This is a genomic window from Nocardioides terrae, from assembly GCF_900112345.1.
GTDB lineage: Bacteria > Actinomycetota > Actinomycetes > Propionibacteriales > Nocardioidaceae > Nocardioides > Nocardioides terrae.
Genome location: NZ_FOLB01000009.1, coordinates 107,496 through 118,590 on the forward strand (window position 1 = coordinate 107,496; position 11,095 = coordinate 118,590).

Annotated in this window: 7 protein-coding genes; 1 reads left to right on the forward strand and 6 read right to left on the reverse strand. The window is 73.1% G+C overall.

The features are described 5' to 3' along the window. Positions 1-4 precede the first annotated feature (4 nt). Positions 5-1,324 carry an extracellular solute-binding protein gene (locus BM236_RS13070; protein ID WP_091124505.1) on the reverse strand — a complete coding sequence of 440 codons (1,320 nt, stop codon included), beginning with the start codon at positions 1,322-1,324 and terminating at the stop codon, positions 5-7. Positions 1,325-1,472: 148 nt separating this feature from the next. On the opposite strand from BM236_RS13070, the gene BM236_RS13075 reads away from it, so the two are divergent. Next, the gene (locus tag BM236_RS13075; protein ID WP_245750318.1) at positions 1,473-2,510 is read left to right on the forward strand and encodes a LacI family DNA-binding transcriptional regulator; all 1,038 of its coding nucleotides are present in this window, start codon (positions 1,473-1,475) and stop codon (positions 2,508-2,510) included. Positions 2,511-2,519: 9 nt separating this feature from the next. On the opposite strand, the gene BM236_RS13080 is transcribed toward BM236_RS13075, so the two are convergent. The 5 genes from BM236_RS13080 to BM236_RS13100 are packed head-to-tail and all read right to left on the reverse strand — an operon-like array spanning position 2,520 to position 11,055. Beyond that, complete coding sequence (locus BM236_RS13080; protein ID WP_245750319.1) at positions 2,520-5,267, reverse strand: DEAD/DEAH box helicase; 2,748 nt, start codon at positions 5,265-5,267, stop codon at positions 2,520-2,522. Further along, the gene (locus BM236_RS13085; RefSeq protein ID WP_091124510.1) at positions 5,264-8,254 is read right to left on the reverse strand and encodes a bifunctional [glutamine synthetase] adenylyltransferase/[glutamine synthetase]-adenylyl-L-tyrosine phosphorylase; all 2,991 of its coding nucleotides are present in this window, start codon (positions 8,252-8,254) and stop codon (positions 5,264-5,266) included. The genes BM236_RS13080 and BM236_RS13085 overlap by 4 nt, the downstream gene beginning before the upstream one ends. Positions 8,255-8,290: 36 nt before the next feature. Further along, the gene (locus BM236_RS13090; protein ID WP_091124514.1) at positions 8,291-9,634 is read right to left on the reverse strand and encodes a glutamine synthetase family protein; all 1,344 of its coding nucleotides are present in this window, start codon (positions 9,632-9,634) and stop codon (positions 8,291-8,293) included. 21 nt (positions 9,635-9,655) lie between these two features. Beyond that, positions 9,656-10,399 carry a hypothetical protein gene (locus BM236_RS13095; protein WP_091124517.1) on the reverse strand — a complete coding sequence of 248 codons (744 nt, stop codon included), beginning with the start codon at positions 10,397-10,399 and terminating at the stop codon, positions 9,656-9,658. Continuing rightward, positions 10,396-11,055 (reverse strand): SatD family protein, encoded by a 660-nt coding sequence (locus tag BM236_RS13100; protein WP_091124520.1) that lies wholly within the window; start codon positions 11,053-11,055, stop codon positions 10,396-10,398. The genes BM236_RS13095 and BM236_RS13100 overlap by 4 nt, the downstream gene beginning before the upstream one ends. Between the last annotated feature and the right edge of the window lie 40 nt (positions 11,056-11,095).

The window sequence follows — 11,095 nt, forward strand, 5'->3', positions numbered from 1 at the left end:
GTCACTACTCCTGGTCAGCGGCCTTCTGCGTGGCGTCGACCACCTGCTGCGGGGTGGCCTGGCCGGCGAAGAGGTTGACGATCGCGTCGTTCATCGCGTTGCCGACGTTCGTGCCGAAGGCGGTGTCGAAGTAGAGCTGGATGAACGGCGCGGAGTCGCGCACCTGGAGGAGCTGGGCCATGGCCGGGTCCTTGACGGCACTGCCGGCGGCCGGGTTGGTCGGCAGACCCATGTTCTTCGCTGCGAATCCGGTCTGGACCTCGTCGGAGAGGAGGTACTTCACGAAGTCGACCGCCGCCTCGGGCGCGTCCTTGGAGACGGCCCAGGCGTCGCCGCCGCCGAGCTGGGCGCCGGGGTCACCCGCACCACCGTCGACCGCCGGGAACGGGAACCAGCCGAGCTTGTCGCCGCTGAGGCCGGTGCCGTCCTTGACGAGACCGGCCATCACACCGGGCTCCCAGTGACCGGCCAGCTCCATGGCTGCCTTGCCGGTGGCAAGCAGCGACGAGGCGCCGTTGGTGCCCGTCTGGCCGGGGGTGGACAGGAAGCCCTGGTTGAACGGCTTGGCGTCGACGATCTGCTTGAGGACCTCGCCGCCCTTGACGAAGCACGGGTCCGAGAAGTCGAGCGACTTCACGGCGGACTGGAGCGTGTCCTGGGAGCAGGAGCGCAGCACCGTGTAGTACCACCAGTGACCGGCTGGCCACTTGTCCTTGACGCCGACCGAGACCGGGACGATGTCGGCGGCTTTGAGCTTGTCGACGTCGGTCAGCCACTCGTCGAGGGTGGTCGGCGCGGCGGTGATGCCGGCCTGGGCGAAGAGGTCCTTGTTGTACCAGAAGCCGACGACGCCCATGGAGAACGGCAGACCGTAGGTCTTGCCGTCGACCTGCCAGCCGGCGACCGAGGCGCCGAGATTGGAGATCACGTCGGCAGCGTCGTCGGAGATGTCCTTCGTGATGCCGGCCTCGACGTGGGAGACCAGCTCGCCGCCGCCACGCTCCATGTAGATGTCCGGCATGTCACCGCTCTGCATCGCAGCGTCGAGCTTGGTGAGCATGTCCTCGTGGGCCATGGCGCTGATCTTGATGTCAACGTCCGGGTGGGCCTTCTCGTAGTCCGCGGCGACCTGCTCGTAGTAAGCCTTGCCACCGCCGGTGACCTTGTCGGTCTCGTTGGAGTTGTGCCACCACGTGACCGTGGTCTTGCCGCCGCTCGAGCCCCCGTCGTTGCTCGAGTCGCTTCCGCCACATGCGGCGGTGGTGAGCAGCACGCCGGCGCACAGTGCGGCCAGCGCCGCTGCGCCTCGTGTCTTCCTCGCCATGTCGACCCCTTTATTCGTCTCGGAACAGGTTGTGACGCACAGCACGTCGAGGCCCGAGACTCCCAGAGCGCCGGACCGATGTCAATCGTTATCGATAACGTTTTCGTGGCTTCGGTCACAGCGCCGCCGATGGGCTAACGTCAGCGCCGTGACCGCACCCGACCAGCCGGCCCGCGAGGGCCGAGCGACCATCGTCGACGTGGCCCGCGAGGCCGGCGTCTCCGTCGCGACGGTCTCCAAGGTGATCAACGGACGCTACGGCGTCGCGGAGGCCACCAGCGAACGGGTGCTGGCCGTGATCGACGACCTCGGCTACGAGTCGTCGCTGATCGCCAGCAGCCTGCGACGCAAGCGCACAGGCGTGATCGGCGTCCTCGTCGCCGAGTTCGAGCCCTACTCGGCCGAACTGCTCAAGGGCATCTCCTACGGGCTGGCCGGCACCGGCTACGAGCTGCTCGCGCACGCCGGCAGCACCGACACGCACCTGCGCTCGGGCTGGGAGCGGCGCTCGCTGTCGCGACTGGGCCGGACGCTCATCGACGGTGCGATCGTCGTGACGCCCACGATGGTGATCAACGACCAGGCCGGCATCCCCGTCGTCGCCGTCGACCCGCACACCGGCCCGGAGGGGCCGGCGACGGTCGACTCGGACAACATCCACGGCGCCCGGGTGGCCGCGGAGCACCTGTTCTCCCTCGGCCACCAGCGGATCGCGTTCCTCGGCGGCCGCCCGGACCTGCGGTCCGCCCAGCTGCGCGAGGAGGGCTTCCGCGCCGCGTTCGCCGCCCGGGGGCTCACCCCGGAAGCCGAGTTCATGAAGGTCGCGGGCTACGACCCGGAGCTCGCCGAGGCGCCCGCCCGCGAGCTCCTCAGCCTGCCGGCCGACCGGCGGCCGACCGCCATCTTCGCGGCCAACGACATCTCCGCCATCCGGGTGCTCCGGGTCGCGGAGCAGATGGGCCTGCGGGTGCCCGAGGACCTGTCCGTCATCGGCTACGACAACGTCCCGGACGCGATGAGCAGCACTCCCCCGCTCTCCACCGTCGCGCAGCCGCTCCAGGAGATGGGGACGACCGCCCTACGCGTGCTCCTAGCCCTGCTGTCCGGCCAGCAGGAGGTCGAGCGTCACGTCCGGCTCCCCACCGAGCTGGTCGTCCGGGCCAGCACCGCTCCCCCGCCGGCCTGATCGCGCCGCTCACGACCAGTGCCGACGGATCACGGTCGTGACGTCGAACGGGTCGGAGCCGCGCTGCGCGGCCAGCACACCGGCTCCCTCGGGCGACCCCGTGTACAGGGCCGGGCCGCCGCCCACCCAGTGGTCCCAGGCGTCGGCGAACCGGCGGGCGTTCTCGGCGCGGGTGCCCAGGGTGGTCGGGACCGCGTGCCAGACCACGCCGTCGGCCGGCACCTGCTTGCGCGAGCCGATGCGGGCCAGCTCCCGCCAGCCCCGTGCCCGGTCGCTGACCACCCAGCGGGGCACCACGTAGCGCGGTGAGGAGAGCGGCGCGAGCACCTCCTCGAGCGACGTCGCGAACAGCGCCGACTCGGGCTCGGTGGCACCTGCGAGGTGCACCCGGTACTCGCCGTCCGGCTCGACCTCCACGCCGACGCGGTCCGCCCCGGCGCCTGTCGACCCGGCGGCGTGCAGCGCGTCGGCCACCGCCGACGCCATCTGGGCGATCGACGGCGCACGACGCGCCTCGTCGAGCAGGCGTCGGCCGGCGTCGCGGCGGGAGACGGCGCGGCCGGCGTACGCGGCGGGGACGGTGAGGGCGCCGGCGAGCACGGTCCACGTGGAGACGACCCCCAGCGGGACCGCGGCGACGGCCGCCGCCCAGCCCACCGGCACCCCGGCGCCCGCCCCGAACCTGGCCCAGAAGCCGGGTCGCGTCGCCGCGCGCACCTCCAGGGCCTGCTCGCGGACCACCACGGCCGGCGGGCCGGGCGTCGTCCCGAGCGCGTCGGCCCGCTCCGGCCGGATGCGCAGGGTACGACCGGCCAGGTCGTCGTACGGCGTCCCGACCTGCCAGCGCTCGCGGATCCCGTCGCGGTCCTCGGCCCGCACCGCCATCCTGGCGTTGAGGCGGTCGAAGTCCGCGGCGGGCGGCGGTGCGTAGGGCGAGAAGGCCGGGTCGATGTGGCCGACGCCGTCGACCACCGTGCCGTCCTCGTCGACCCCGAAGAAACCTGAGTGCTTGCGGACCAGGCGCAGCCAGTCGTTGTCGCCGCGCGGGTGGTGCTCGGCCACGCAGACCAGCGACCAGTTGATCGCCACCTTCTCCGGGTCGGACGGGTCGATGCGGAGCGCCCGCCCGCGGGTCTGGACGACGGCGGTCGTGGTGGTGACGGTGGTCAGGTCGACGACGCCGGTCACCCGGCGCGCGTCCCAGCCCTCGCCGAGCAGGCCACGGGTCCCGACGAGGACATGGCAGCCGCCGGCCTCGAAGAAGCGGGTCACGTGACGGGTCCAGCGGCGGCTCGACCACGGTCCGACCAGCAGCGAGGCGACGGGCCCGTCCTCGACGGTGAGCGCGGCAGCGAGGTCGGGCTCGCTCGCGGCGATGTGGTCGACCAGGGCGGCCAGCGTGCGGGGAGCGCCCGCCACGGTCGCCCCGGTCACGAGCAGGGCGTCGGGCGCCTCGGGGAGCACGGCACCGAGCGCGGCGTACGCCGACCCCGCCTGCTCCGAGAGGACGCCGTCGAGGTCCGCGGGCAGAGTCGCCGTCGCGTGCTCGTGGTCGCACAGCACCAGGAGGCGTAACCGGTCGCCGAGGGCGAGATGCTCCAGGCGGACGATCTCGGCGGTGGCGCTCGTCTTGGCCTCCGACCGGGCGAGCACCCGGTCGACCGGGGACCGCCCGGGGCGGATCCCGCGACGGGTCAGCACATGCCCGACGGAGGGCAGGGCCCGCCGGAGCCCGTCGAGCACCGGCTTGTCGGCGGGGTCCTCCGAGCGCAGCAGCGCCCCGGTCGTCCAGTCGTCGAGCAGCCGGACCCAGTCGTCAGCGGTGGGGTCACGCCGATGCTCCTCGGTCATCACGCCACCAGGAGGCAGCGCGAGGAGGCCGGCGTGGTGCAGGCGCAGCGCAGCGGCGGCCAGGTCGGGCTCCGCCGTGGCGAGGCCCGCCCAGCTCGGTGCGTCCCCGGGACGCTCGACGAAGCGCCGGTCGGCCCAGGTCAAGAACGGCACCGAGCCGAAGGATGGATCGGTCAGCGCCGTGACGAGCTCGGTGAAGCGGAGGGCCGACTCGGCCAGCCACTCCTTCTCGGCCGCCGTGGGCTCGGTGAGCCAGACGAGCTCCGCGAACGGTGCGAGGTCGCCCTCGCGCACGACGGCGGGGATCGAGGTCTCGAAGACCGGTGTGCCGAACAGCTCCCCGACGAGCTCCGCCTCATCGCTGGTCAGCGCGTCCGGCGGGGTGGCGGTCAGCCCGAGGACGCGGGCATCCGGGAGCTCGTCGAGGACCTCGGCGAGCAGCCGGCCCCAGACCTCGAGCAGGTGGTGGCACTCGTCGAGGACGAGCAGCAGCGGCCCGACGTCGCGCAACCGCTCGACCAGCGCGCGGCCGTTGTCGTGGAGCCGGGCCAGCAGCTGCTCCTCCCGGCCCTCCTCGCTCACCTCGCGGTCCGCGTCGAACACGGCCAGGGACTGGTAGGTCAGCGACGTGAGTGGCCGGGCCAGCCCCCGGTCGTCGCCGGCGTCGACCCCCGCGACGGCGGCCTGGTCGACCCACTGGCCGCTGATGGCGGTGTTCGGGCCGAGCACCACGACCTTCGCGACCCTGCCGTCGGACAGGAGCCGCCGCGCGGTCTCCAGCCCGACGAGGGTCTTGCCGGCGCCCGGCGGGAGCACCACCCACGAGCGGGTCCGCTCCGTCGCCCACGCGGCGTCGAGCGCCTCGAGCGCACGCCGCTGATGGGTGCGCAGTCGCAGCCCGCTCACTGCCAGAAGACGGTGTCGACGACGCCGTGGGCGAGGCGGGTGGCGCGCAGGTAGTCGTTGACGAGCTCGTCGGAGGACCCGGGCGGGTAGCCCAGGATCGAGGCGACGGCACGACGCTCGCGCGCCGCCTGGGGCAGCTGGTCGGAGGCCCGGCCGCGCACGAGCGTGACGGCATTGCGGATCCGGCTGACGATCCGCCACGCCTCGTCGAGCAGGGCGCCGTCGCGCTGGCCGACCAGGCCGGCCGACCGGGCCGCGGCCAGTGCGTCGAGCGTGCTGGTGGTGCGCAGTCCCTCGACCTCGTGCGCGTGGCGGAGCTGCAGCAGCTGCACCGTCCACTCGATGTCGGCCAGACCTCCGCGCCCCAGCTTCAGGTGGGTGGCCGGATCGGCGCCGCGCGGCAGCCGCTCGGCGTCGACCCGGCCCTTGATCCGCCGGATCTCGTGCACCTCGTCGTCGCCGACGCCGCCCGCCGGATAGCGCACCGGGTCGATCAGTGCCGTGAACGCCGCCCGCAGATCGGGATCACCGACCACCGCATCGGCCCGCAGCAGGGCCTGCTTCTCCCACACCGAGTGCCACTTGCCGTAGTAGGCCGCATAGGCGTCCAGCGTCCGCACGAGCGGGCCCGAGCGACCCTCGGGCCGCAGGTCGGCGTCGACCTCGAGGGCCGGATCGGGACCGGCCAGGCCGAGCAGCCGGCGCAGCTCGGTCGCCACGGCCAGCGCGTAGGACGCCGCCACCTGCTGGTCGGCGCCCTCGACCGGCCGGTGCACGAACAGTACGTCGGCGTCGGAGGCGTAGGACAGCTCGAAGCCGCCGTACCGCCCCATCGCGACGATGGCGAGCGCGGTCGGCGCCTCGGTCAGGTCGCGCTCCGTCCGCACGGCCTCCCCCACCACCTGCAGGGTGGCCTCGAGGGTGGCGTCGGTCAGCCGGCTCAACCCTTCGCTCACCGCCCTCACGTCGGTGAGCCCGAGGACGTCGCCGGCCGCGATCCGGAGCAGCTCGCGTCGTCGTACGGCTCGGATGGCGCGTACGCCGGGCTCGGCGTCGTCACGCCGACGGCCGGTCGACAGCATCTCCTCGACGACCGGCTCGGTGGCCCGCGGCTGCAGGTCGCCGCCGAGGATCCGCACTCCCTCGGGCTCCCGCTCGAGCAGAGCCGTGGCGTAGCGGGAGGTGGACAGCAGCCGGGCCAGTCGCTCGGCGACCATACCCTCGTCGCGCAGCGTGCGGAGGTACCAGTGGGTGGTGCCGAGCGCCTCGCTGATCCGGCGGAAGCCGAACAGGCCCGCGTCGGGGTCGGGCCCCTCGGCGAACCACTGCAGCATCGCGGGCAGCAGCGCACGCTGGATGTCGGCCGCCCGGCGCACCCCCTGGGTGAGCGCCTCGAGGTGGCGCAGGGCGGCCGCGGGGTCCTCGTACCCGAGCGCGGCGAGGCGGCGCTGGGCCGCCTCGGGCGAGAGCCGGGCGACCTCGCCGGGGATGCGGGCGACGGCGCTGAGCAGCGGTCGGTAGAAGAGCTTCTCGTGCAGCCGCCGGACCTCGCGGCGCTGTCGCTGCCACTCGGCCAGCAGGGCCGGGACCGGCTCCTTCAGGAAGCCCATCCCCCGGCCGAGCCGGCGCAGCGAGGCCTCGTCGTCGGGCACGACGTGGGTCCGCTGCAGGCGCTGGAGCTGGATCCGGTGCTCCAGCGTGCGGAGGAAGGAGTACGCCGCGTGGAGCGTCTCTCCGTCCTCGCGGCCGACGTAGCCGCCCTCGGTGAGCGCCCGCAGCGCGGGGAGGGTCGCGGGTGAGCGCAGCCGGTCGTCGGCGCGGCCGTGCACCAGCTGCAGCAGCTGGACGGCGAACTCGACGTCGCGCAGGCCGCCCTCCCCCAGCTTCAGCTCGCGGTCGGCGTCCTTGGCCGGGATGTGTGCGACGACCCGCCGACGCATCGCCTGGGTGTCCTCGACGAAGCCCTCGCGCTCGGCGGCGTGCCAGATGTAGGGCTGGACGAGTTCGACGAACGCACTCCCCAGCGACAGGTCCCCGGCCGCCGGGCGGGCCTTCAGCAGCGCCTGGAACTCCCAGGTGCTCGCCCACCTCTCGTAGTAGCCACCCATCGCCGCCAGGGTGCGGCTCAACGGCCCGGCCTTGCCCTCCGGGCGCAGGTTGGCGTCGACCGCCCAGATCCGGCCCTCGGCGGTGAGGTCGCCGCACACGGCGATGAGCTGGCCGGCCAGCTGGGTGGCGGCGCGCAGGGCGGTCTGGTCGTCGACCGGGTCGTCGGGGCGATCGGCCGGCTCGTGCACGAAGATCACGTCGACGTCGGAGACGTAGTTGAGCTCGTGCCCGCCGGTCTTGCCCATCGCGAGCACCGCGAGCCGGACCGCCGAGGCGTTCGGCACGACGCTGCGGGCCACGGCCAGCGCTGCGTCGAGGGTGCCGACGGCGAGGTCGGAGAGCTCGGCCGCGACGTCGGTGACGGGCAGGTCGTGCGCGATGTCCCGCGCGGCGAGACGCAGCAGGATCCGCCGGTACTCGACGCGCAGCGCGTCGAGGGCCTCGGGCCGCGCGAGGGTCGCGACGGCCACCTCATCGGCAGGGTCGGCCCCGACCGCGCGCAGCAGGCTCTCGCGCATGGCGTACGCCGCCGGGCGGCTCGACCCCAGGGTCGGGTCGGTGAGCTCGCGCCAGTGCTCGGGGTGGCGGGCGAGGTGGTGCCCGAGCGCCTCGCTGGCGCCGAGCACGCCGAGCAGCCGCATCGCCGAGCCCTCGTCGTCGACGAGGGCGTCGAGCAGCTCGCCCGCCTCGGCCTCGCCCGCCGACCCGACCAGCCGGACCAGGCCGGTCAGCGCCAGGTCAGGGTCGGCGACCAGCCCGAGCATGGCGAGGATCGGCTCGGCCGCCGGACCGAGCCGGGTCAGGGACGCCTGCGCCGACTCGGGGTCGACGAACCCGAGTCGCAGCAGCGTGGCCTTGCCGCTCGATGGTCGGACCATGTGGTCAGTGGTGCGGCTGGGCGGTCGCGGCGGCCATCAGAGGATCGGAAGCATCCGGTCGCGCTCGAACGGCGACACCACGCCGCGGTACTCCTGCCACTCCGCCCGCTTGTTGCGCAGGAAGAAGTCGAAGACGTGCTCCCCCAGGGTGTCGGCCAGCAGCTCGGAGCTCTCGGCCAGCGAGATCGCCTCGGCCAGGCTGGTGGGCAGCGCGTCGAGGCCGAGCGCGCGCCGCTCGCGGTCGGTGAGCGACCAGACGTCGTCCTCGGCCTCGCGCGGCAGGTCGTAGCCGTCCTCGATGCCCTTCATGCCGGCGGCCAGGACTGCGGCGAAGGCGAGGTAGGGGTTGCAGGCGGCGTCGATGGTGCGGACCTCGACCCGGGTGGACTGGCCCTTGAGCGGCTTGTACATCGGGACCCGGACCATCGCGGAGCGGTTGTTGTGGCCCCACGACACGTGGGTCGGCGCCTCGCTGCCGGTGATCAGGCGCTTGTAGGAGTTGACCCACTGGTTGGTGACGACGCTGATCTCGGGCGCGTGCAGCAGCACCCCGGCGATGAACTGGCGGGCGGTCTTGGACAGGCCGTACTCCGCGCCCGGCTCGTAGAACGCGTTGGCGTCGCCCTCGAACAGGCTGACGTGGGTGTGCATGCCCGAGCCGGGGTGCTCGGTGTACGGCTTGGGCATGAAGCTGGCCCAGATGCCCTGGCTCAGCGCGACCTCACGGATGACCGTGCGGAAGGTCATGATGTTGTCGGCCGTGGACAGGGCGTCGGCGTAGCGCAGGTCGATCTCCTGCTGGCCGGGCCCGCCCTCGTGGTGGCTGAACTCGACGCTGATCCCCATCTGCTCGAGCATCGTGATCGCCTCTCGGCGGAAGTCCGACCCCATCGACTGGGCGGTGTGGTCGAAGTAGCCGCTGCGGTCCACCGGCAGCGGCGACTTGCCCTTCTGCGGGACGTCCTTGAAGAGGTAGAACTCGATCTCGGGGTGCGTGTAGAAGGTGAACCCCTTCTCGGCCGCCTTCGACAGGGTCCGCTTCAGCACGAAGCGCGGGTCGGCGTACGACGGGCTGCCGTCGGGCATGACGATGTCGCAGAACATGCGCGCCGTGGCCGGGCCCGAGACGGTCTCCCGCCACGGGAGGATCTGGAAGGTCGACGGGTCCGGCTTGGCCAGCATGTCGGACTCGTAGACCCGGGCGAAGCCCTCGATGGCCGAGCCGTCGAAGCCGATGCCCTCCGCGAACGCCGCCTCGAGCTCCGCCGGAGCGACGGCGACCGACTTGAGGAAGCCGAGCACGTCGGTGAACCACAGCCGGACGAACCGGACGTCGCGCTCCTCGAGCGCGCGCAGCACGAAGTCCTCTTGCTTGCCCATGGGCGTGAGCCTAGTGGGAGGTCATCGGACGATCGCGAGCGTCCCGAGACTGACCAGCCAGGACACGAAGCTGCCGACGAGGAAGTATTCGGTCACCTCGTCGATGGTGGGTCCGTCGGGCCGCCCGTCGCCGTCGCGGAAGGACTGGAGCTCGGGCCAGCGGATCAGCGCCTTGGCCGCGATCACCAGGCTCGCCGCGGTGACGTGACCGCCCAGGCCGAGGCCGAGGATCACCAGGCGCTCCATCGGCCCGAGCAGCCGGCCGCCCTTCAGCCGCACGCTGACGTCGTGGCTCGGTCGGGCCGGGTTGACGGTGTCGGTCGCGGCCAGCACCAGGCGTACGACGACGTTGCCGGTCGAGAGCTGGACGAGCAGCCCGCCCAGGACCAGCAGCGCGCTGTCGGGTCGGGTGCCCGCGACGCGTGGCCACGGGACGGCGGCGAGCCAGTCGGCGAGCGGTCCGTCGACGCTGCCCGCGAGCGGTGAGACCGCGACGGCGGCGACCAGGGTGCCTCCGAGCAGCGCGAGCGGCCACTCGGGGCGGCGTACGCCGAACCCGACCCGCACCACCCGTCCCCAGCCGATCACGACGAGCGCGATCACCAGCCAGGCCAGCACGTCGCGCGCGTCGGTGAGACCGCCGACCAGACCGAGCACGACGACGACGGCCGCGGCGACGCACTCCGGGACCCAGCGCACCGGCCGCAGCGAGTGGCCGAGGTCGGCGACGCCAAGCCCGATGAGCAGCAGGCCGAGCCAGCTCACCTCAGCCCACCCAGCAGCTCGTCGGCCCGGACCAGCGCGCCGAGCCCGTCGCGGCGCACGCGCTGCGACACCGCCGACGCGGTCACACCGAGCTCGGCGGCGATGTCCTTCTGGGTCATGCCCGCCAGCATTCCAGCGAGCACCGACAACGACTCGGGCCCCACGCCGTGGAGCAGCTGGTCGCGCAGCGTGAGGGCGGCGTTCACGGCAGCGGGGTCGGGTCCACCGGCATCCCCGGTGTCCTGCCGGGTGTCCTCAGCGGCCGCGTACGCCGTCCGCAGGCCGCGCAGCGCCGCCCGGCGCTCCTCGGTCTCGACGCTCTCGATGGCCTGGCGCGCCGACCACCAGGCCGGCCCGTCCTCGACGCGCGGCTGCTCGCTCAGTACCGTGATCGACCCCCGCCCGACGCCATGACGGGCGTCCACGTGCGGCAGCAGCGCGAGCCGCAGCCGCAGCGTCGCCTGCAGGGCGGGGCCGAGGTGGTCGTAGACGCCTTGGTACTCGTCGCCGACGGTGACCCGGAGAGGCACGGCGGCCGGCACGTCGGTGTTGACCCGGTCGAGGGCCGCGGCCAGCCTGGCGTGGACCTTCGCCCGCTCGCCGGCCTCGCGCGAGGCGACGAGATCCCCGATCAGCGCAACCTTCATCTGCGTCATATGAAGACTATACCTTCATTTGGATCGAATGCAGCAGGAG

What these genes read in the sequence shown, in the direction of transcription:
- BM236_RS13085 (WP_091124510.1), bottom strand. Translation starts at nt 8,254, where the DNA reads ATGGTCCGACCATCGAGCGGCAAGGCCACGCTGCTGCGACTCGGGTTC.
- BM236_RS13090 (WP_091124514.1), bottom strand. Translation starts at nt 9,634, where the DNA reads ATGGGCAAGCAAGAGGACTTCGTGCTGCGCGCGCTCGAGGAGCGCGAC.
- BM236_RS13070 (WP_091124505.1), bottom strand. Translation starts at nt 1,324, where the DNA reads ATGGCGAGGAAGACACGAGGCGCAGCGGCGCTGGCCGCACTGTGCGCC.
- BM236_RS13100 (WP_091124520.1), bottom strand. Translation starts at nt 11,055, where the DNA reads ATGACGCAGATGAAGGTTGCGCTGATCGGGGATCTCGTCGCCTCGCGC.